Genomic DNA, 21,582 nt, shown 5'->3' with positions numbered 1-21,582 from the left:
ATGCTAATTCAGGTCGCGATCTCAAATTCGCCTCTATACGACACATACACTTACAAGACTGATGAACCCGTCGAACCTGGTGAGAGGATCGAAGTCAATTTCGCCGGACGCAACACTATAGGTTATGTTGTATCGCTGGAAGGTAAGACGGGGAATTACAGAATCAAGAGTATCAACAAGAAAGTCGATGAACGTTCCTTCCTTTCATTAGAGGATATTAAGCTTGCGGAGTATGTAATGAAGGAGTATCTTGCGCCTCCAGGTAAAGTATTGGACCTTTTCTTCCCGCCCGGAAAACTTCTGGCTGTAGATGAATTCATCGTCCCCCTTTCCGAAAGCTTTGAATTTTCCCCCACTTCAAAGGACAAGTTCGTCAAAGAATTCGGCGAAGGGAAGCTCAAGGAGCTTCTGGCTTCACGAGAAGTCAAGATCATGCACAGCTTCGAAAGGAAGACTCCAAAAAAGCGCAAGACAAGGCGAGTATCATTAACAAAGAAGACCGGGCTACTGAATCAAGACCTAACACCCCTTTGGCAGATCATAGTTGACTATCTCCTTTCTGTCGAATCAGAGGAAATATCCGAGCTTGAAAAGAAACTTGAACTAAGAAGCAGAAGCCCGATCGAAACACTGATTTCTAAGGGAATACTCAAGACCGAGGAAAGTGAGGAAGATGATTCGCACTGGGTAATCCCGGCGGTAGAAGAAATTAACGCAAGCCAAAGAGAAGTCTATAGAAAAATAATGGAGAGCGAATCAAAGGCTTTTCTACTTCACGGATTGACTGGTACAGGCAAAACAGAGGTCTATTTCAAAGTCATGGAATACTGGCTCAACAGAGGTCGACAGATCCTGTACCTGGTTCCGGAAGTTTCGCTGACACCCCAACTCCTTGCAAGAATAAGAGGCGCTTTCCCGGGAAGGGATGTGAGACAATACCACAGCTACATGCCGAGAAACCAGCGTCAGAGGATCTGGCTGGATGCTGTGGAGCAGAATGTGGATATTCTTGTCGGTACAAGGAGTTCACTATGGGTGCCGATGAAGAACACGGGTTTGATAGTGGTTGATGAAGAGCACGATTCAAGTTTCTACCAGCAGAGTCTGCCTTATTATGATGGAGTTGAAGCTGCCTTAAAAAAGGCGGAGCTGCTAGATATACCTGTCATTCTTGGGTCTGCGACACCGAGAGTTGGACACTATCACCTGGTTGAATCTGACAGATTATCTCTACTACGACTAACAGAGAGACCCGTCGGGTCCTTTCCCACAATCGAGATAATCGATATGAAAGAAGAGAAGAACCCAATAATCAGTAAGAGGGCACTTGAGGAAATCACACAAACGATTTCTGCAGGAAAGCAAGTCTTTGTTTTTGTCCACAGAAAAGGATATTCAAATTATGTGGTCTGCTACACTTGCGGAAACACAGTTAGCTGTCCGCATTGTTCGGTGTCCATGACCTACCACAAAGCAGACAATTCCCTTAAGTGCCATTACTGCGGCTACAAAGAACCTATACCAAAGTCTTGTCCCGTCTGCGGCTCAATGACCCTCTCTGCACGTGGCTTCGGCACAGAGAGAGTAGAACATGATCTGCAAAAGTATTTCCCTTCAGCAAGAATTATGAGAATGGACCGAGAGACGATCGACAACCCCATTTCATATGAAAAGGCATTGCTAGAAATCTCAAGAAAGGAATGTCAGATAATTGTGGGAACAAAGATGATAACTAAAGGCCTTGACTTTCCCGATGTTGAGATGGTTCTGATTGTTGACGCCGATAGGTTGATGAGTTTCCCAAGCTATGATAGTCCGGAAAACGCTTTTCAGCACATTTCCCAGGTCAGCGGACGATCCGGCAGGGCAAGCATAGGAAAAGCATTTATTCAGAGCTTCAATCCAAACAACAGAATAATGAAAGCTGCCTTCGAAAGAGACTATGAGACTTTCTATTTAGATGAAATAGCTCTCCGAAAAGAGTTGAATAACCCACCTTTCAGTAAAATTGCTGAAGTGATATGTTACGGAGAGACTGAGGACGAGAGCGGACTGTTGGCCGAAAAGATCGCAGAAGAAATAAGAAAAGCGAGAATCGATTCCATCGAGGTATTTGGCCCTATTGCTCCGCTTCTTTCAAAGCTCAAGAATTCCTACAGAATGAAAATCACGGTTAAACTTCCGCCAGAAGCGAACTGCGAATTTCTCCAGAAGATACAGAAGAAACATCCCGCCGATATCCAGATTATTATCAACGGCATCGGCGGAATAGTGTAGTTTATAGTCCTCTTTTCAGTTCTCCCGGGAAGAAACAGGAAACGAAGTGACCTCCACCTACATCTTGCAGTTTAGGTTCTTCTTTCGAGCAGATATCCTTTGCAATTGGGCATCTCGGATGGAATCTGCAGCCAGAAGGTGGATTTATCGGACTGGGAACATCGCCTTCAAGTAGTATTCTCTGTTTCTTCTTCTCAGGATTGGCTTCGGGAATTGCAGACATCAAAGAAACCGTGTAAGGATGGAGCGGGTTATCGAAGAGCTTCTTCTTATCTGCGAGCTCGGCGATTTTTCCGAGATACATCACGGCAACACGCTTACTTACATGCTTCACGACTCCAAGATCGTGCGCAATGAACAGATATGTTAGTCCAAACTCCTTCTGCAGATCGCTTAGAAGATTGAGAATCTGGGCCTGGATCGACACGTCAAGTGCAGAAACGGCTTCATCACAGACGATGAGTCGCGGATTAAGAATCAGCGCTCTTGCGACACCTATTCGCTGTCTTTGGCCTCCGCTGAACTCGTGAGGAAATCTTGACATGTGATCCTTTGAAAGACCGACTTTTGTCATGATGTCGGCCACTTTATCCATTACATCTCTACCTGTAGCGAGGCCGTGAATTCTTGCGCCTTCGCCGATAATATTCTTGACTCTCATTCTTGGATTCAAAGAAGAAAACGGGTCCTGAAAGATAATCTGAGCATCTCTTCTGAATGCCTTTCTCTTGTCTTCCCTGTCTCCCAGAAGACTCTTCATGAATTCACCGCTATCTTCGTTAAACTCTTTGAAGTACTTCTCGGCCATCTTTTTGTCGAAATCATTGTCAAAAGAGCTCAAAGCCCCTTCAACAGAGCCTGATTTTGCTTTCAAGTCGGAAAACTTTTCGACGTATGTCTTTTTCAAGTATTTCCTAGCCTTCAACAAGGGCATGAAGAAATGTGTTGTATCCTCATCTCCAACGATTATTCTACCTGAGGTCGGTTCGTAAAGCCTGAGAACAGTCATACCGGCAGTAGTCTTGCCACAGCCAGATTCGCCGACCAATCCGAGTGTCTCCTTTTCGTAGATATCGAAACTAACGTCGTCTACGGCCTTAACCTGCGCAACAACTCTTCTGAAGACTCCAGCTTTTACTGGAAAATACTTCACGAGTTCATCTGCTCTCAGAAGCAACTTGTTTTGGTTCGGAATGCTCATGCGCTCTCACCTGCCCTCGATACTTTGATCGTTTCAATGAGCTTATCTATATGCCAGCAGGCAGCAGTGTGTTCACTCTCAATTTCCACTAGAGGCGGCTCTTCCTTTCGGCACTTGTCAGTAGAGAGAGGACATCTCGTGTTAAACCTGCATCCATCGGGAAAATCGAGAGGGTCGGGAACCACACCGGGAATGTTGTAGAGAACCTCTTTGTCTTCATCCAGCTTGGGAATCGCATTCATAAGCCCCCATGTATATGGATGCCTTGGATTCTTGAAGAGGGTATGTACATCGGCATATTCAACTACCTTTCCGGCGTACATCACTACGACTCTCTGGGCCATCTCCGCAATTACTCCCAGATCATGAGTGATCATTACGAGAGCCATTCCGTACTGATCCTGAAGAGACTTCATGAGCTCAAGTATCTGCGCCTGAATAGTCACGTCAAGAGCAGTCGTGGGCTCATCCGCGAAAAGCAGTTTGGGATTACAGGAGAGAGACATCGCTATCATCGCCCTTTGGCGCATCCCTCCAGAGAGTTCGTGGGGATATTCATCGATCCGCTTTTCAGGTTCGGGAATTCCAACCTTCTTAAGCATATCTATTGCCATCTCACGTGCCTTCTTTTCGTCAACATCCTGATGAAGCAGAATAGCCTCCATGATCTGGAATCCTATCGTAAATACTGGATTGAGAGCAGTCATAGGTTCCTGAAAGATCATGGCCATGTCGTTTCCTCTAATCTTCATCATCTTGGATTCAGGAATAGCCAGGACGTCTTCGCCGTCAAATGATATCCTGCCACCCGCTATCTCGCCCTTTTCATCAAGAAGTCTCATAATAGAGAGCGATGTCACGCTCTTTCCACAGCCCGATTCACCGACTATTCCAAGAGTTTCACCAGGGAAGACGTCGAATGTGACTCCATCTACGGCTTTCACTATCCCATCCTCTGTATGGAAATACGTTTTTAAATCCTCAACCTGCAACAGTGCTTTTTTTTCATCCATGACTCAAACCTCCTCAGCTTCTCATTCTCGGGTCAAAGATGTCCCTCAGGGCATCTCCAACAAGATTCCATGCAAGAACGAAGAGCACCATGGCAGTACCGGGGAAGACAATAGCAAACCATGACTGGTCAAGCATCGTCATCCAGTTTCTCGAATAAGAAAGTATCGTTCCCCAGTCGGCATATCCCGGTTCTGCACCAACTCCTAGAAAGCTCAGTCCTGCTGCAGTTATGACATAAGATCCAATTCTCATTGACATCTGAACAACGACTGGAAAAATCGTGTTGGGGAGTATATGCTTCATAATGATCTTCCAGTCTTTCTGACCCAAAGCCTTGGCAGCAAGAACATATTGTTCCTCTCTTGCTTGAAGAATATTTCCCCGGATAAGACGTGCAGTGCTCATCCAACCGAAGATTATTAACGCGATTATTACTTTGTCCAATCCTTTACCCAGAATCGTGGTTAAGACCATCGCCGCAACTAAAAATGGAATCGACAAAAAGATGTCAGTTATCCTCATGAGTACTTCATCAACCCAGCCGCCAAAATAAGCGGATATTGAGCCGACAATAACTCCAACAAGTGCGGCAAATCCAGTTATAATTAAACCCAATCTGAAGGCAGTTCTTGTTCCCCAAACCACACCATAAAAAATATCTCTGCCTCCGATGACTCCGAAGGGATGCTCCGGGGAAGGCGCTTCTGGCCTAGATGACCACGAAACTCTTGGTATTTGATAGTTATCACCAAGCTCGTTGACTCCCGCTATTTGAGGAGCAAATATCGCAATAACGATGAAGAAAACGAGAAGGGATGTACCTAAAACAGCTGTGCCATTAGTCCAGTATTTCTTCATTACTTTTCTAAATTCGCTTTTTTTCTTCGCTGGCATCTACATCTTCCCCCTTACTCTAGCCTGATTCTTGGGTCAACTAAAGCATAAGAAACATCTACGACTAAGTTTCCAACAACCATTATGAAGGAGAAGAACAATGCCCCACCAATAATCGACCAGTAGTCCAGGAGACTAGCAGCGTCTGCAATGAAGCGGCCCATACCGACCCTTGAGAATATTGTTTCAACAAATACAGTTCCACCGAGAAGCCCTATGATCGACGCCCCCGCAACTGTTATGACGGGAATTAAGGCATTTTTTCTTGCGTGCTTCTTTATTACCACTCTTTCAGATACTCCCTTTGCTCTTGCTGTCCTTATATAGTCTTTTCTGAGAACTTCGAGCATACTTGATCTCGTAATTCTCAGAAGATACGCCCACCACAAATACGCTAGAGTCAATACGGGAAGAAAGATGTGGCGCAATGCATCAATGAATATGTCTAATCTTCCATTCAGCAACGCATCAAATGTCGTCATGGAAGTTATTGTCTTCCAATCTGCACCCCTCATTACAAGATCAAACTCAGTGCTGGCCATTCCCGGTGGGAACCACCCCAGAATTGAGTAAAAAAGCATAAGCAGCAAGAGCCCAAAGACAAAATCAGGAAGTGACCAACCTACTAGAGCAACTACCCTAATGAACTGGTCAATGAACTTGTTTTGATGAACCGCTGAGATCACCCCCAACCATACCGCGACAAGTATTACGGGAATAATCGCATAAATTGTCAACTCCAGGGTATGTGGGAAACGTTCAAGCATAGCCGGAAGAACTCCCTTCTTTCCAACCATGGAATACCCAAAATCGCCCTGAAGAATATTGCCCAGCCACTTAATGTACTGCACAGGCATCGGCTCATCCAATCCATATTTTCTGATTAGTCTCTCTGCCGCATCAGGTGTTTTTAATGCCTCTGGACTTTTAATGTACGAAGCTAGTAGTCTGTCTGGTCCAAGTGCCCATATCATAGTGAAAATCACCAGAGTAACACCAATCAAAATTAGCGGCATTAACAGTAGCCGTCTGATTATATAGGCAGTCACCTAAGTATCACCCCTTCTTACAAAAAGAAATCGCACACACAATTATAGCCTAAAGTTGGGTCAAAAAAAGAGCCGGGCAGAAAACTCCCGGCTCCTAAACACCATTTTACCAATTAATTGGTTTTCGAAAGATGGTAGTAGTAAAGATTGGATCTTACGGGCATTGGATACCAACCCTCAACCCAAGGAGCTCTAACATTGATTCCGGTGGGCTGGTAAATTGGCAATCCAGCAACAGCTTCTATCACGTTTTCCTGTACCTCTCGGTAGAGGGCAACTCGTTCGTCATTGTCAGTTGCCTTGATTGCCTTACTGATCAACTCATCGACATTCTCTCTTGCCCATTCCTGATACAGCTCGCCCTGAGGTCCGCCATAAACTCCATTGCTGGCATAGTAGGTAGCGATGAAGTTATGAGGATCGGGATAGTCCGCCTGCCAGCCTATAACAAATGCTGGAAGCAGTCCGTTCTGATAAGTACTCAGATATGTCGGCCACTGAACACCAAGAGTGGTAATCTTGAACTTCGGATTAAGTGAATTTATGAAGTAGGCCAACATTTCACAAGCAGTCTGCCTGGCATCATTACCAGTATTGTACATCAGTTGCAATGCAAAGCCCTTTTCCCACACTTCTCCGCCCCAGGCAAGCTTGAACTCTGCTGCTGCCTTAGCTAGGTCGAATTCTGTAAGAGGTAGGGTCTCATCGAAACCAAGGAATCCCTCAGGAAGATCTGTAGGTACAAGCCTACCCTGACCCATTGCTACCTCTTCGATAAATGTGAGTCCATCAAAGGCATAAGTGAAGGCCTTTCTAACATGAATATCGGAGAAGAAATCTCTTGGAATACCGTTTCCATCAAGCTTTCCACTACCAACATATTCGCTGCCTTCGACGACTAACCAGTTAAAGTGAAGTGAAGTAATGGATGCCTGAGGGTAGCCTAGAGTAACGATTGCCTTGCCTTCTGCTTCAAGTCCTCTAGCTTGATCGAGATACTGAGCAGGCACATAAACAATGTCTGCATCTCCGGCTTCGAAAATTGACTTTCTAGTCGAGTACTCGTCAACACCCCAAATGACTACTGTCTTGAGCTTCGCAGGGCCTGCCCAGTACTCATCGAATCTCTCAAGAATGACCTTCTGCTGTGCTCTGTCCCATTCAACAAGCTTGAATGGTCCTGAACCGGCATCGTAGTTGTGAAGTACACACTCTTCAACCTGGAGGTCGTGCCACTTCCACCAGCCATCGGCCTGTCCATCCCAGCCGCCGAGTTCCTTCACTTTGCTAGAGTCCACAATTGCGCTCCAAGAACCAAAATGGGAAATAATGTTCATGAACGGTGCAAAAGGACTTTCAAGAGTGAAGACTACAGTGTTGTCTACTACCTCTACTAGAGGATCAACGACTTCCTCATAGAAAGAAATTAGTTTTGCCTTAGCTTCATCGGACGTTGGATTCCTGTCAACATCGACAGCCTCCGAATAGGGCATTCCAGCATAATCGGCGAACAAACCTTCGATGCTGGCAAAATTTGCTCCCGTGAATGCCTCGATAATCATCCAATGAGGACCGCCAGAAGGATCGCCAAGAATATATCTTTCGAAAGAGTATTCAACATCCTCCGGGGTGAGAGTATTGCCAGTATGGAACTTAACGCCTTCCCTTATCGGGAAAGTGTAGACTCTTCCGTCCTCAGAAAGAAGTCCATTCTCAACCGAAGGCACTTCCGTGGAGATCATCGGTAAAAACTCGCTCAATGACTGGCCGTCATACTGAATCAAGTTGTCATATAGATTCTGAATCGCCTCACCACTTGCAGTATCGTAGGACTGAATAGGATCGAGAGTCTCCGGTTCGCCAATAGTCAAAGAAACGAAAGTGTCTGGGTCGCTTGCAAACGCAGTAAACGCTAAGAAGAGCATAGTAAGTGTTACCAGTAAAATCTTTTTCACTAATGTTGCCCCCTTTCAAAATAGAGATGAGTGTGTTAGTACAATTATAATCTATGGAGCCTATAAATTCAAAATGCCGTTAACCTGTACGTATTATTTCGCAGTCCAAATCAACTTCGCGAATTATTGTATTGACAACGCTCTTAAGACGGTGGTAGAATCAATCTTGTTCGGGTGCGTAGCTCAGTGGAAGAGCGCTTCCTTGACGAGGAAGAGGCCGTAGGTTCAATCCCTACCGCACCCACCAGATGGGAGAGTGTTACTCTCCCTATATTTTTTCCAGAGTCTTGAGTATCAACTTACTCATTTCGCTTCCTGCTCTCTTAGCCATTTCAAGGACCTCTTCAGCTGTAAGAGGCTTCAAGTCGTCCGGAACGGCTCTGTCCGATATCGCGGAAAGGCCCAGCACCCTGATGCCTGCGTGACGCGCCACTATAACTTCCGGTACGGTCGACATACCCACAGCATCTGCGCCAAATCTTCTCATCATCCTTAGCTCGGCAGGAGTCTCAAAATTCGGCCCCGCGACACCAACATAAACTCCTTCATAGACACCTATGCCAAGCTCTTTGGCAGAAATAAGCGCCTTGTCCAAGAGATCCCTGTCGATGGGTTCGCTCATATCCGGGAACCGTGGACCCCATTCATCAACATTCTGACCTATCAGAGGATTGTCGCCCATAAAGTTGATGATGTCTTTTATCAGCATGACTCTCCCTACCTCGAAATCAGGGTTCAGACCGCCCGAAGCATTGGTTATCAAGAGTACTTCTACGCCCAATTCCTGCATTATCCTTATTGGGAATGTCACAGTTTTCATGGAGTAACCTTCGTAAAAATGAAAACGCCCATTCATAAGCATCACATTGTGGTGGAGGGCATTTCCGAAAGTTAGTTCTCCCTTATGACCGGGAGCCGTTGACAACGGGAAGCCGGGAATCTCATCGTAAGGAATTGATACGGCGTTCTCAAGGCTATTTGATACGTCTCCAAGTCCACTGCCTAGAATCACTGCGACTTTCGGCTTCAGCTCAACTTCCTTTTCAATGAAACGAGCAGCTCTCTTTACGTTCTCAACATAATCCCTGAGCTCTTCTTGAAGTACAGAAATACTCATGCTCGTCCTCCTTATTAGTCATATACTTTATTATATCAAAACACCAAACAGCTTGCTGGAACTATGCTATAATCTCACTGAATTAGTCCTGATTAGCTGAATTTCGAGAGGAGAGATCTGATGAGGTTTTCACAACTTTATGCTCCAACGTTAAGAGATGCTCCGGCCGATGCCGACCTAGTAAGTATTAAACTTCTTGTTAGAGGCGGATTTGTCAGAAAAGTCGCCGCCGGTATCTACTCATTCCTTCCGCTTGGTCTTCGCGTTCTCAAGAAGATTGAAGAGATCGTCCGTCAAGAGATGAATGCGATCGGTTCTCAAGAGATTCTGATGCCAATCATACAGCCGGCAGAATTATGGCACGAGACTGGCCGATGGGACGATTATGGCCCCGAAATGATGAGAATGCAGGACAGGCACGAAAGGTTCTTCACCCTGGGTCCGACTCATGAAGAGATCATCACTCATTTGCTAAGGAATGAACTTAAATCTTACAAACAGCTTCCTGTATCTCTCTACCAGATTGCTATGAAATATAGGGATGAGATTCGTCCAAGATTCGGCCTCATGAGATCAAGAGAGTTTCTGATGAAGGATGCCTACAGTTTTCACGATTCATGGACTTCTCTTGACGAAACATATAGACAGTTTTATGGAGCTTACAGTAAAGTTTTGGAGAGAATAGGACTCGAATTCCTGGTTGTAGAAGCCGATTCTGGAGCAATAGGTGGAAATGAATCTCATGAATTTAACGTGCTTGCTGATTACGGAGAGTCGACTTTGCTTTACTGTGACTGCGGATACGCTGCTTCAGATGAAAAGGCGGAGTACCTCTTGAAGGAGGAAACCCAGGAAAGGAAGATCTCAGATCTACAGCTAGTTCCCACGCCGAATTCTAGGACTGTGGAGGAAGTGGCAGACTGCCTGAGCGTAACACCAAAGGACATTGTGAAATCACTAATATATAAGGGCAGAAAAGGGTACTATATGGCTCTAATTCGTGGAAACGAAGAACTTAACGAATCGAAGCTCAAGGCTGCAATTGAAGATCAGACTCTTGCCATGGCGAGCCCTCAAGAAGTACTGGATCTTTTAGGGGTGCCAATCGGCTTCGTTGGACCGATTGGACTTCCCAAGAATGTTGCAATAATCGCCGATCATACAATAAAAGGTTTGAATAAAGCTGTTTGCGGAGCTTTGAAGGAAGGATACCACTACTTTGGTGTTCTTCCGGGCCGTGATTTCGAGATAGGATCCTGGCATGATTTGAAAATGGTGACAGAGGGAGATCCTTGTCCTAAATGTGGAAATCCAATGAAGTCGGCTAAAGGCATAGAGGTGGGCCACATCTTCAAGCTTGGAACCAAGTATTCGGAGAAAATGAACGGATACGTAACCGATGATCAGGGTAATAGTATTCATTATATTATGGGTTGCTATGGCTGGGGCGTTTCTAGAACTATTAGTGCCGTAGTTGAGCAACTGTACGACGAAAACGGAATAATATGGCCTCTGTCTGTCACTCCGTTTGAAGTAATAATTACTGCCGTAAATGTTAAGGACCCAGATGTCCTGAAGAAATCTGAGGAAATATATGAACTTCTGATTGAGGAGGGCTACGACGTTCTCCTTGACGATAGGGAGATTTCACCTGGAATGAAGTTCAAGGATGCCGATCTTATTGGGATTCCCATAAGAGTCACTCTGGGAAAGAAACTTCAGCAAGACATTGTTGAGGTCAAAGCCAGAACTGAAAAGAAACCGCTTGAAGTCAGTATCCATGAAGGATTTGACTTTCTTCTTGAGGAGATAAGGAAAGAGTTGGCAGTGTATAAACCAATTAGCATAATGGGGAACGATTGATGGGTGTCTTTTCCAAGTTAAAGGATAGCCTGAAGAAAACAAGAGAAGGCTTTTTCAAGAGAGTAAAGAGGCTCCTCTCTTTCGAAACGCTTGATGCAGATGCCCTTGAAGAGATAGAGGAGCTACTTATACTTTCAGATATGGGCTCTGAAACTGTCGAAGAGGTAATTGAAGCTCTTAGAGAGAGAACTGAGAAAGGTAGTGAGCCTGTAGAGATCTTACAGGAAGTTCTTATCGATATTCTTGACATACCGTTTGAAGTTCCTCAAGCTAAACCATACGTGGTTTCTGTAGTAGGTGTAAACGGCACTGGAAAGACCACGACAATAGGCAAGCTTTCAAAGCTTTACTCCATGAGCGGAAAGAAGGTTGTCCTTGCGGCATGCGATACTTTCAGAGCTGCTGCCGTAGAACAACTGAGAATCTGGAGCGAGAGGGCAAATGTTGATTTCATAAACCAAGGACAGGGTGCCGACTCTGCCGCCGTTGCTTTCGACGCAATAAGTCATGCGGTAAGCAAAGGGAAAGATGTCGTAATAATCGATACTGCGGGGAGATTGCATACGAGAAGCAACCTGATGGAAGAACTGAAGAAAGTCCATAGAGTGATAGGAAAGGCATCACCCGGAGCTCCAAGTGAAGTTTTGCTTGTTCTGGATGCCACTACTGGACAGAACGGCCTGGTGCAAGCAAAGAAATTCAAAGAGGCTGTTGACGTAACCGGTATTGTTTTGACTAAACTCGATGGCACGGCAAAGGGAGGAATAATCTTTGCAATCGTCAAGGAGCTGGGTATACCGGTGAGATACGTAGGTGTCGGAGAAAAGGAAGACGACTTGAAGCCCTTTGATAGCAGGGAATTCGTGAACGCTCTTCTATCTTCCGGGGAAGAGAGTTCAGAGGAGGTTTGAAATGGGTTTTACGCTGAAGAGCAGTTACGCGCTAAGAGCGCTTTATAAGATGGCAAAGTCGGGCCGTGAAGGAAAGGAAAAACTTTCGCTTGTCGAGATCGTGCAGGGCAATGAGATCCCAAGAGATTTCTTGGAGAAGATCTTCGGAGAGTTGAGACAAGCTGGAATAATAAAGGCAGTTAGAGGCAGATACGGAGGATATTGTCTGGCAAGACCAGCCAATGAGATCCTTCTGAGAGACGTGATACTCAAACTCGACCGACCAATGAACTCGTATGCCTGTCTTCAGCAGAACGGCAAGTGCCTTGAAGATCCCAACTGCACAGTAAAGTATGTATGGTTCAGACTATATAACGCAATGATGAGGGAATTGGGTTCAATGACGCTTGAAGATCTTCTCATATACGGCGACAAGATTAGCGAGACTCCCCCGGGGTCTTACAAAATATCGGAGAATACAGAGTAATAGATTATGAAAGGAGGAGTGCCTATCTCAAGCAATTCGAGGCGAATAGGCGCTATTTAAGATGAAAGCCGTTTATCCAGGTTCTTTCGATCCCATAACGTATGGACACATAGATCTTGTCGAAAGATGTAGCGAAATCTTCGACGAAGTTGTAGTGCTGGTTATGGAAAACGTTAATAAGAGACATTTCTTCAACCATGAAGAGAGAATTGGTATGGTTAGAAGCGGAGTGTCTCATCTAAGGAACGTTACGATCACAACTCACAGCGGTCTGCTCGTTGACTTTGCCAGAGAGAACGATGTTAAGGTAGTCATTCGTGGACTTAGGGCTGTGTCTGACTTCGAGTTAGAACTTCAAATGGCCCATGCGAACAAAGCAATGCTTCCTGAACTCGAAACCCTCTTTCTCATGACTGAGACCACAAACTCCTTCATATCTTCGTCCATGGTAAGGGAGATTGCGGCGTTCGGGGGTGACATTTCAAAATGGGTTCCTCCCTGCGTACGTGAAGAGTTCAAAAAGAAACTCGGAAGATGACTTAACATCGCGGAAATTATTATTTGCTCAACTGAGTTATAATTTTTCTTGGAATTTTAGTGGAGGAGGACATATAAGATGGCAAATATTACCAGCGATATGGTAAAGAAGCTCCGTGATGCCACTCAAGCAGGCATGATGGATTGCAAGAGAGCACTTGTCGAAACAGATGGCGATTTCGACCAGGCAAAGGATTATCTGAGAAAGAAGGGCATACTCAAGGCAGATAAGGTTTCGGGAAGAGAGACTGCAGAGGGACTCGTTTACTCTTATATTCATCACAATGGCAAGCTAGGAGTGCTCCTTGAGCTTAACTGCGTAACAGACTTCGTGGCAAGAATGGAGGAATTCAAAGAACTTGCCCACAAGATAGCCCTTCAGCTGGCTGCGATGGGAGCTCGATTTATCTCCCGTGAACACGTGCCTCAGGAGGTAATCGACAAGGAAAAGGAAATATATGCCGAACAGATGAAAGAAAGCGGTAAGCCTGCAAACATAATCGAAAGAATTGTAGAAAGCAAGCTTGAAAGCTTCTATAAAGATAACTGCCTGCTAGAGCAGGAATACGTATTTGAGAGCGAGAAAACGATCAACGATTTACTCATCGAGTTGATTGCCAAGACTGGCGAAAATATCAAAGTTAGCAGATTCGTCCGCTGGCAAGTCGGAGAGTCAGAGAACTGAGTTAGAAAGGTGAGCCCAGTGCTCACCTTTTTTATTGGAGGCGCTTATGTATAGTAGAGTACTCTTGAAACTCAGCGGAGAAGTCTTGAGCGGAGAAGGCGAAAGAGGATTCGCTTCAGAAAGAACCCGTTTCCTCATAGAAGAGCTCCGACCTGTAGTTGAAAAGGGGATTCAGCTCGCGATAGTTATCGGGGCTGGCAATATAATAAGGGGTCGCGAGCTTTCCGAAATGAGGAGTTCAAGAGCCGACGAATTGGGTATTCTTGGGACAATAATGAATTCGCTTTACTTGAAGGAATCTCTCTGTATGAATGGGTTTGAAGCGATAGCAATTTCCTCGATTGCAGGAATTCCGTCTCTTCTTGAGCACAGGTACGATACAATAGAAGATGCTCTCAACACTGGAAAGATTGTAGTATTTGGTGGGGGCACATACCTGCCTTTTTTCACAACGGATACGGCCGCGGCAGTAAGGGCGGTGGAAATTGGGGCGGACGTTCTCATTAAGGGGACAAAGGTTGACGGAGTGTATGATAAGGATCCGAAAACTAATGAAGACGCCAGAAGAATTGAGAGAACAACATTTTCAGAAGCGATCAAGAGCAGATTTGAAATCATGGATGTAGAAGCCTTTTCGATTTGTCAAAGGTACGGTCTGCCAGTCAGAGTTATCGATTTCTTTAGCAAGGGCAATCTATTCGATGCTATAATTGGCGGGAAAACAGGTACGGTGGTTTTACCTGATTAGTGGAGGTGGAGAAATGTACGCTCAGATTGTTGATCTAGTAGCTAGGGAGGTTCTAGATTCTCGGGGAACTCCAACGGTTGAAGCCGAAGTCTGGCTGGATGATGGAGGCCACGGAAGAGCGATTGTCCCTTCGGGTGCATCAACAGGCAAGTTTGAGGCCCTTGAGCTCAGAGACGGAGATAAGAAGAGATACCTCGGAAAGGGAACGCTTAAGGCAGTTGAAAATATTAACGAAATAATCGCCCCGGAGATTATCGGAATGAATGGCTTTGACCAGACGGGTCTTGACGCAGCTCTTCTCGAACTCGATGGAACCGAGAACAAAGATAAACTTGGAGCAAACGCCATTCTTGCAGTCTCCATGGCTGTTGCAAGAGCTGCAGCTGACAGTATCGACACGCCGCTATACAAGTATCTTGGTGGAGTCAATTCTAAGACCCTCCCTGTCCCATTCATGAACATCGTAAACGGCGGCAAACATGCCGACAACAACCTGGACATTCAGGAATTCATGATAGTCCCTGCAGGGTTCGATCATTTCAAGGATGCCCTCAGGGCTGGAGTCGAGGTCTTCCACAATCTGAAGAAGATACTTAAGGATAACGGCCACGTGACGGCTGTAGGCGATGAAGGAGGATTTGCTCCAAGTTTTGAGAACAACGAAGCTGCGCTGAAATACATAATCAACGCAATTGACGCGGCCGGTTACAAAGCAGGCGAAGAGATAATGATAGCTCTCGACTGCGCGGCAAATGAGTTTTACAGTGAAGAAAGAGGTCTATACAGTGTAGACGGAAATGAACTGACACCCGATCAGCTTATCGAATACTATACAAATCTTACAAAGAGGTATCCGATAATCTCGATTGAAGATCCCTTTGCCGAAGAGGACTGGGAAAACTTTGCAAAGTTCACGAGAGAGATGGGAGACACTATTCAGATTGTTGGAGACGACCTCTTCGTGACAAACATCAAGCGACTGGCGCGAGGAGTGGAAGAGAAAGCGTCCAATTCAATCCTAATAAAGTTGAATCAAATAGGATCGGTTACAGAGACGCTTGACACAATCGAATATGCACAAAAGCACGGGATGACTTGTGTTATTTCCCACAGATCGGGAGAGACCGAAGATACTTTTATATCTCATCTTGCCGTCGCCGCTAACACCGGGATGATAAAGACCGGTTCTGCATCAAGAACAGACAGAATTGCCAAATACAACGAGCTTCTAAGAATTGAAGAGGAGCTTGGAGAACAGGCCGAGTTCAAAGGAACGGCCTCTTTCTATAATCTTTAAGTAATCTGTATTGTAACGCGGAACCGTAATGGTTCCGCGTTTTAATTGGAGGCATGCAATGTTGCTGGACATAATTGGGCCTGCAATTGTTGGACCATCTAGTTCCCATACAGCGGGGATGGCAAGGCTCGGCAGAGCCTTTCGATCCCTATTTTCTGGAGTACCCAGTGAAGTTAGATTCACTTTGAATGCCCCCCTCTTCGCAACCTTTAGAGGTCACGGGACTGACAGGGCACTCATAGGCGGGATAATGGGAATAAAGGAAGCAGATCCAAAGCTAAGAGAATCTTTCCGAATAGCCAAAGAAAAGGGCATATATTTTACATTCGAGGAAGAAGATATGGGAGATCTTCACCCAAATACTGTTAGAATCAACGGAAACACCGGAGAGCTATTTCTCAGCATGACCGGTGCCTCGATCGGCGGTGGTTCGATAAGGATCACTTCAATAAATGATTTTGATACAGACGTCTCTGGTAAATACCCTTCCTTCGTGATCTTGAACTCTGACATCCCCGGGGCACTCTCCCAGATAGTAGGAGAGATTTCTTCAAGCGATATGAACATCAGCAACCTCTTCCTCTCAAGGGTTGATCCTTTCAGAAGAGAGGCCCTTTGTGTCGTTGAACTCGATAATGAACCAGGCGAAAGCTTGCTAAGTGCGATCAAAAGGCTGCAGGTAGTCAAGAAAGTATCCTATCTTGAAAGGCTGGATTCGTCAATATGATAATGAAGTTCGAAGATCTTGTGAAGACTGCAAGGGACACCACGACAGCTCTGCATAAAGTGGTGTCTGACTGGTACATGATGAACACAGGAAATGATCCCAAAGTTGCCGAAGAGACCTCTAGAGGACTAGTGAGAGAAATGTTGAGTTCCTACCAGAGCAGATTGGAAAGACCGGAGAAATCTCTCACTGGATGGGTTGGAGATAATGATGCAAAGGCAAGGAGTCACACGCCCGAATTTCTTAGTCCGCTGGTTTTCTCGGGAGTAAGCATTGCTCTTTCAATGTCAGAACACAATGCAAGCATGGGAAAGATCGTCGCTTGCCCAACAGCGGGCGCCTGTGGAGTCGTTCCAGGAGCACTGCTCTCACTTCATATGAATCTGGGTATTGATCTTGACACCCTTGGGAATGCTTTGCTCGTTTCCGGAGCAGTTGGAGAAAGGATCAAAAGAAGGGCTTCCATTTCCGGAGCAATGTCTGGTTGTCAGGCAGAAGTGGGTACTGCCACTGCAATGGCCTCTGTAGCGATAATCTATGCAACGCACCCCGAAGAGTACGATGCACTGGAAAACGCTCCGGCGCTTGCTCTTAAATCTTTGATGGGTCTTGTCTGTGACCCCGTAGGTGGCTTCGTCGAGATCCCCTGTGTAAAAAGAAATGCTTTCGGAGTATCGATCGCCTTCACGGCAGCGGAGCTCGCCCTTGCCGGAATAAAATCGGCTATACCCTTTGAGGAAGTGGCAGACTCGCTTGGAAGAGTTGGAAGAAGATTGCCCGAAGAACTGAAAGAAACAGCCAGAGGCGGAATAGCGATAACTCACACCGCCAAGAAGATGGTGGCCGATTTTCTCGGTGGAGTTGACAAGAAAGACTGAACGGTTTAGAATTGCCTTGCCCTATTCTCGGTTTGAGGTGTAGCCCATTCCTGGATAGAGGATTATATTAGGAGGCAGATACATGGAAGTCAACAGACAAGAATTGGTCAAGGAGTTTCAGATTCACGAAAACGACTCCGGTTCAACCGAAGTACAGATTGCCATATTGACTGCGAGAATCAGACATCTCACCGAGCATCTTAAGAAGCATCCAAAGGATTTTCATACCAGAAGAGGACTTCTCAAGCTGGTCGGAAGACGAAGAAAGATGTTGAGATACATAAAGACCAAGAAGCCTGAAGTATATCTAGAACTGATAAGCAAACTCGGGCTGAGAGGTTGATAGAGTAGAAATCACCGGGAGCGGGATACCGCTCCTTTTTTGCGTGGATTTCACACAGCTGATATAATTGTTTATTTGATGAATTGAAAAAGAGGTGTTATTGTGAGTTACAAGAGATGGGAAAGGGAATTCTTCGGCCAGAAACTCGTCATAGAAAACGGGAAAATGGCCAAACAGGCTGATGGAGCTGTACTTCTCAAATATGCCGATTCAGTCTTGCTTACTACAGTAAATGGAAATGAAAAGGCAATGCCTGGAACTGACTTTTTACCGCTAACTGTTGAATATCAGGAAAAGTTCTACGCCGCCGGAAAAATTCCTGGGGGATTTCTGAAAAGAGAGAGCAGACCGAGTGACAACGCGGTTCTCTCCGCTCGAATAATTGACAGGCCTATCCGACCTCTCTTCCCTGATGGAATGAGAAACGAGATACAGGTCATCATAACCGTTCTCTCGGCCGATCCGGACAATCCACCCGACATTTGGGGAATAACGAGCTCTTCGCTTGCACTGAATATTTCGCCTATTCCCTTTGAAGGAATTGTTGCCGGAGTTCAGGTTGGGTACGTTGATGGAAAATATGTTATCTTCCCCTCAGCGGAAGAACTCGACAGATCAGAACTCGATATAGTAGTCGCAGGAACCGAGAACGCAGTTGCGATGGTTGAAGGAGAGGCAAAAGAAGTCTCCGAAAAAGTTATGATTGGAGCTTTAGAAGCTGCTCATGAAGCAATTAAGTCTCTCGTTGCCTTCCAGAAGGAAATCATAAGCGAGTTCGCGGTAGAAAAGTGGGTAGCAGAAATCCCAGTCGCTCCCGAGGGTTTCCTCGAACCATTCAATGCAATGGTAGACAGAGATAAGCTTGCTGAGATTATGCTAACTCCAGGTAAGAAAAACAAAGACAGGGCTCTAAAGACATATAGAGACGAGATGATCGAACTCTTCACCGAGAAGGCAAAGGAAACTTGGTCTGAAGAAGAGATCGAAGCGAATACTGGTTTTGTGAAAGATCTCTTTCACGACATAGAGAAAGAAGTTATGAGAAAGCGAGTTATCGAAAATGACGTGAGGATGGATGGAAGAAAGCACGACGAGATTCGGCCGATCAACATCGAACTCGACCTTCTTCCCAGAGCCCACGGATCCGCTCTATTTACGCGTGGAGAGACCCAGAGTCTGGGTATAGTAACTCTTGGTGCGACAATGGACGAGCAGATTGTGGATACTATGTTTGAGGAAGGTTCAAAGTCATTCATGCTCCACTACAACTTCCCTCCATTCAGCACTGGGGAAGTCAAGAGACTGAGAGGTCCCGGTCGAAGGGAGATAGGGCACGGACATCTTGCAGAGAGATCACTGAAGAACATCGTTCCCAAAGGTGAGTCTTTCCCATACACTATCAGAGTGGTCTCCGAGGTTCTGGAATCAAACGGATCCTCTTCAATGGCGACTGTTTGCTCCGGGTCATTGGCTCTGATGGCTGCCGGCGTTCCTATGGAAAAACATGTCGCGGGCGTTGCAATGGGTATGATTCAGGAACCTCAGAAAACGGTTGTTTTGACGGACATTCTTGGAAATGAAGATCACATGGGTGACATGGATTTCAAGGTTACAGGGACGCGAGATGGGATTACTGCCTTCCAGATGGATGTCAAAGTCGCGGGTGTATCCAGCGAAATAATGACAAAGGCGCTTGAACAGGCAAAAACCGCCAGGCTCAAGATACTCGAACTCATGTATGAAGTCGTTCCTGTACCGAGAGAATACGTCTCCGATTACGCACCAATTATCAGGACGATCAATCTTCCATATGAGAAGATCGGAGAAATCATTGGCCCCGGAGGAAAGGTCATTAAGAGGCTTTCAAGCGATTATGACTCTACAATATTCATTGATGACGAGAAGTCTCAGGCTAAGATCGTTGGAAGCAACAGAGAAAAGCTAGATCAACTCGAAAAGGTAATAGATGCGATAATTTCCGAAGTCAAACCGGGACAGCTTTTCGAAGGAAAGATCACCAGGGCCGAAGCCTATGGCTTCTTTGTAGAGATCGCACCTGGAAAGACAGGCCTTCTTCACATCTCCAAGATGGGCGCAGACGGTAAGGACTTCTTGAAAGCCCATAAGGTCGGAGACATGATTGCTGTTGAAATCGCCGGAACAGACCAGATGGGCAAGATAAGTCTCAAGCTCGAAGGCGTGGAAGTGACTGAGGAAAAGAGAAGAGACACTAGAAAGCCCTTTCCAAGAAATGATAGAAATCGAGGAGATAGAAATAGAAAGTAGGTAGTGATGAATAATCAATATATTGAACTGCCAAACGGTGCAGTAATTATTGGAGAGCGAAAGCAAGAGACAAGAACCGTTTCAATGGCTTTCGCCATGAAGGTAGGTTCCGCTGATGAAGATGATGTCATCAGCGGAGTTTCTCATTTCATAGAGCATGCTCTATTCAAGGGAACTCTCAGAAGAAATGCATTCGAAATCAAGGAACCGATAGAGAGAATTGGTGGTAGCCTCAACGCATACACTGGGAGAGTCTCTACGGTATATTATGCAAAGGTCCCTGACACATATGCTCTGGAAGCTATGGAGATCCTCTTTGATTTGATCACTTCGCCTCGTTTCGATGAAGCGTCCCTGGATCTCGAAAGAGGTGTAATTCTCGAGGAAATAGCCTCTGCAGAAGACGACCCATACGACAGAATATACGACATGACTATTGAAAAAGTGTGGGATCGGGATTTCGGAAGACCTATTCTGGGCTATCACAATACCGTGCAAGGTCTACAGAGAAACAATGTAGCCGACTTCTACGGCCACACATATGTGGCAAACAACGCTGTTTTCGCTGTCTCTGGGAATTACGGGACAGACTTACTGAAGAACGCTGGAGAAAAACTTCTATCGATGAAGAAAAATGAGTCCACAATCACTCCTAAATCTCCGGTGATTTCGAAAGATCCCTTGTGGATCGTGGAAAAACGAAAGGACCTCCAGCAAGTTCATATTCTTCTGACAAGAGACGCGCCTGGTAGAAGGTGCAAAGATGACTTCGATGCATTTAAGATTTTCAACACTCTTTTCGGAAGCGGAATGAGTTCCATACTCTTTCACAATATTCGAGAAGAACTTGGAATGGTATACAATATCAACTCGGAATTCGTTTCATACGCAGATTCCGGCGCATTCATGATAAATGCCACCACCAGTCCAAAGAATCTCGATAACCTCGTAGATTCTCTGAAAAAGGAAATGGGCACCCTTATCAATCGTGGAGTAACTGAGGCCCAGTTCACTTATGGAAAGGAAAGGGCTCGAGGAAAGCTGTTGATGTCTACCGAAGGAACATTGCTAACTTTAAGCCGATTCTTGGATGATGTGGTGATTTGCGGAAAGCCCGATTCTTTAGATGATTTGATAACCAGAATTGACCGTCTCACGATTGATGATGTGAATGCTTCGATCAAGAAGTATATTGCCGGCAAATGGAATGTGTCCCTCCTTCTTCCTGAAAAGAAGCAGCAGTCAAGATTCCTTTCAGAAGCGAGCTTCAAAATTTGAGTTAATCCGCATGTATTCACTGAAAGAAGGGCGTTAAGGAAACGAACCTGTAACTT

Annotated in this window: 19 protein-coding genes and 1 tRNA gene; 14 read left to right on the top strand and 6 right to left on the bottom strand. The window is 45.5% G+C overall.

The features are described 5' to 3' along the window. Positions 1–2,277, top strand: a complete 2,277-nt coding sequence (priA, locus tag Y697_RS00440; protein ID WP_121549753.1) for a primosomal protein N' — start codon at positions 1–3, stop codon at positions 2,275–2,277. Between the two features lies 1 nt (position 2,278). Here the strand turns inward: priA and Y697_RS00435 are convergent, their stop codons facing one another. The 5 genes from Y697_RS00435 to Y697_RS00415 all read right to left on the bottom strand — a co-directional run bounded on the left by Y697_RS00435 (position 2,279) and on the right by Y697_RS00415 (position 8,390). After that, the gene (locus Y697_RS00435) at positions 2,279–3,478 is read right to left on the bottom strand and encodes an ABC transporter ATP-binding protein (RefSeq protein WP_121549752.1); all 1,200 of its coding nucleotides are present in this window, start codon (positions 3,476–3,478) and stop codon (positions 2,279–2,281) included. Beyond that, positions 3,475–4,491 carry an ABC transporter ATP-binding protein gene (locus Y697_RS00430; protein WP_121549751.1) on the bottom strand — a complete coding sequence of 339 codons (1,017 nt, stop codon included), beginning with the start codon at positions 4,489–4,491 and terminating at the stop codon, positions 3,475–3,477. Before Y697_RS00430 ends, Y697_RS00435 begins: the two co-directional genes overlap by 4 nt. Positions 4,492–4,504: 13 nt before the next feature. After that, a complete protein-coding gene (locus Y697_RS00425; protein ID WP_121549750.1) occupies positions 4,505–5,386 on the bottom strand; it encodes an ABC transporter permease in 882 nt (293 codons plus the stop codon). Positions 5,387–5,400: 14 nt separating this feature from the next. Then, positions 5,401–6,435, bottom strand: a complete 1,035-nt coding sequence (locus Y697_RS00420) for an ABC transporter permease (protein ID WP_121549749.1) — start codon at positions 6,433–6,435, stop codon at positions 5,401–5,403. A gap of 113 nt (positions 6,436–6,548) precedes the next feature. Next, positions 6,549–8,390, bottom strand: coding sequence for an ABC transporter substrate-binding protein (locus Y697_RS00415; protein ID WP_121549748.1), 1,842 nt, complete (start codon positions 8,388–8,390; stop codon positions 6,549–6,551). A gap of 172 nt (positions 8,391–8,562) precedes the next feature. Between Y697_RS00415 and Y697_RS00410 the strand changes: the two genes are divergently transcribed. After that, positions 8,563–8,637 (top strand) — tRNA-Val (locus tag Y697_RS00410). A 21-nt stretch (positions 8,638–8,658) separates the two neighbouring features. Here Y697_RS00410 and Y697_RS00405 read toward each other — a convergent pair. Then, the gene (locus Y697_RS00405) at positions 8,659–9,507 is read right to left on the bottom strand and encodes a purine-nucleoside phosphorylase (RefSeq protein WP_121549747.1); all 849 of its coding nucleotides are present in this window, start codon (positions 9,505–9,507) and stop codon (positions 8,659–8,661) included. 120 nt (positions 9,508–9,627) lie between these two features. Here Y697_RS00405 and Y697_RS00400 point away from each other — a divergent pair, with 120 nt between their 5' ends. The 12 genes from Y697_RS00400 (at position 9,628) to Y697_RS00345 (ending at position 21,526) form a co-directional block, all read left to right on the top strand. Further along, complete coding sequence (locus tag Y697_RS00400) at positions 9,628–11,370, top strand: proline--tRNA ligase (protein WP_121549746.1); 1,743 nt, start codon at positions 9,628–9,630, stop codon at positions 11,368–11,370. Then, positions 11,370–12,281 (top strand): signal recognition particle-docking protein FtsY, encoded by a 912-nt coding sequence (gene ftsY / locus Y697_RS00395; RefSeq protein ID WP_121549745.1) that lies wholly within the window; start codon positions 11,370–11,372, stop codon positions 12,279–12,281. Before Y697_RS00400 ends, ftsY begins: the two co-directional genes overlap by 1 nt. A gap of 1 nt (position 12,282) precedes the next feature. Beyond that, entirely contained in the window at positions 12,283–12,747 is a 465-nt protein-coding gene (locus Y697_RS00390; RefSeq protein WP_121549744.1) for an Rrf2 family transcriptional regulator, read from the top strand. Between the two features lie 61 nt (positions 12,748–12,808). Then, the gene (gene coaD / locus Y697_RS00385) at positions 12,809–13,285 is read left to right on the top strand and encodes a pantetheine-phosphate adenylyltransferase (protein WP_121549743.1); all 477 of its coding nucleotides are present in this window, start codon (positions 12,809–12,811) and stop codon (positions 13,283–13,285) included. 78 nt (positions 13,286–13,363) lie between these two features. After that, positions 13,364–13,969, top strand: coding sequence for a translation elongation factor Ts (gene tsf / locus Y697_RS00380; protein ID WP_121549742.1), 606 nt, complete (start codon positions 13,364–13,366; stop codon positions 13,967–13,969). A 46-nt stretch (positions 13,970–14,015) separates the two neighbouring features. Continuing rightward, positions 14,016–14,717: a uridine monophosphate kinase gene (locus Y697_RS00375; RefSeq protein WP_121549741.1), complete on the top strand. Its 702-nt coding sequence runs from the start codon at positions 14,016–14,018 to the stop codon at positions 14,715–14,717. 13 nt (positions 14,718–14,730) lie between these two features. Then, entirely contained in the window at positions 14,731–16,014 is a 1,284-nt protein-coding gene (eno, locus tag Y697_RS00370; RefSeq protein ID WP_121549740.1) for a phosphopyruvate hydratase, read from the top strand. Between the two features lie 58 nt (positions 16,015–16,072). After that, on the top strand, positions 16,073–16,741 hold the full coding sequence (sdaAB, locus tag Y697_RS00365) for an L-serine ammonia-lyase, iron-sulfur-dependent subunit beta (RefSeq protein WP_121549739.1): 669 nt from the start codon (positions 16,073–16,075) through the stop codon (positions 16,739–16,741). Beyond that, positions 16,738–17,619: an L-serine ammonia-lyase, iron-sulfur-dependent, subunit beta gene (locus Y697_RS00360; RefSeq protein WP_121549738.1), complete on the top strand. Its 882-nt coding sequence runs from the start codon at positions 16,738–16,740 to the stop codon at positions 17,617–17,619. The genes sdaAB and Y697_RS00360 overlap by 4 nt, the downstream gene beginning before the upstream one ends. Positions 17,620–17,701: 82 nt before the next feature. After that, positions 17,702–17,962 carry a 30S ribosomal protein S15 gene (rpsO, locus tag Y697_RS00355; RefSeq protein ID WP_099829023.1) on the top strand — a complete coding sequence of 87 codons (261 nt, stop codon included), beginning with the start codon at positions 17,702–17,704 and terminating at the stop codon, positions 17,960–17,962. Between the two features lie 102 nt (positions 17,963–18,064). After that, positions 18,065–20,248, top strand: coding sequence for a polyribonucleotide nucleotidyltransferase (locus Y697_RS00350; protein WP_121549737.1), 2,184 nt, complete (start codon positions 18,065–18,067; stop codon positions 20,246–20,248). 6 nt (positions 20,249–20,254) lie between these two features. Then, positions 20,255–21,526 carry a pitrilysin family protein gene (locus tag Y697_RS00345; RefSeq protein ID WP_121549736.1) on the top strand — a complete coding sequence of 424 codons (1,272 nt, stop codon included), beginning with the start codon at positions 20,255–20,257 and terminating at the stop codon, positions 21,524–21,526. Positions 21,527–21,582 lie beyond the last annotated feature (56 nt).

The sequence above is a fragment of the Mesotoga sp. BH458_6_3_2_1 genome (assembly GCF_003664995.1).
Lineage (GTDB): Bacteria > Thermotogota > Thermotogae > Petrotogales > Kosmotogaceae > Mesotoga.
This window is presented reverse-complemented; position numbering and strand designations above follow the sequence as displayed.

Bases quoted from the DNA above. Each gene is read 5' to 3' on its own strand.
- priA (WP_121549753.1), top strand. From the start codon at position 1: ATGCTAATTCAGGTCGCGATCTCAAATTCGCCTCTATACGACACATAC.
- Y697_RS00435 (WP_121549752.1), bottom strand. From the start codon at position 3,478: ATGAGCATTCCGAACCAAAACAAGTTGCTTCTGAGAGCAGATGAACTC.
- Y697_RS00430 (WP_121549751.1), bottom strand. From the start codon at position 4,491: ATGGATGAAAAAAAAGCACTGTTGCAGGTTGAGGATTTAAAAACGTAT.
- Y697_RS00425 (WP_121549750.1), bottom strand. From the start codon at position 5,386: ATGCCAGCGAAGAAAAAAAGCGAATTTAGAAAAGTAATGAAGAAATAC.
- Y697_RS00405 (WP_121549747.1), bottom strand. From the start codon at position 9,507: ATGAGTATTTCTGTACTTCAAGAAGAGCTCAGGGATTATGTTGAGAAC.
- Y697_RS00400 (WP_121549746.1), top strand. From the start codon at position 9,628: ATGAGGTTTTCACAACTTTATGCTCCAACGTTAAGAGATGCTCCGGCC.
- ftsY (WP_121549745.1), top strand. From the start codon at position 11,370: ATGGGTGTCTTTTCCAAGTTAAAGGATAGCCTGAAGAAAACAAGAGAA.
- Y697_RS00390 (WP_121549744.1), top strand. From the start codon at position 12,283: ATGGGTTTTACGCTGAAGAGCAGTTACGCGCTAAGAGCGCTTTATAAG.
- coaD (WP_121549743.1), top strand. From the start codon at position 12,809: ATGAAAGCCGTTTATCCAGGTTCTTTCGATCCCATAACGTATGGACAC.
- tsf (WP_121549742.1), top strand. From the start codon at position 13,364: ATGGCAAATATTACCAGCGATATGGTAAAGAAGCTCCGTGATGCCACT.
- Y697_RS00375 (WP_121549741.1), top strand. From the start codon at position 14,016: ATGTATAGTAGAGTACTCTTGAAACTCAGCGGAGAAGTCTTGAGCGGA.
- eno (WP_121549740.1), top strand. From the start codon at position 14,731: ATGTACGCTCAGATTGTTGATCTAGTAGCTAGGGAGGTTCTAGATTCT.
- sdaAB (WP_121549739.1), top strand. From the start codon at position 16,073: ATGTTGCTGGACATAATTGGGCCTGCAATTGTTGGACCATCTAGTTCC.
- Y697_RS00360 (WP_121549738.1), top strand. From the start codon at position 16,738: ATGATAATGAAGTTCGAAGATCTTGTGAAGACTGCAAGGGACACCACG.
- rpsO (WP_099829023.1), top strand. From the start codon at position 17,702: ATGGAAGTCAACAGACAAGAATTGGTCAAGGAGTTTCAGATTCACGAA.
- Y697_RS00345 (WP_121549736.1), top strand. From the start codon at position 20,255: ATGAATAATCAATATATTGAACTGCCAAACGGTGCAGTAATTATTGGA.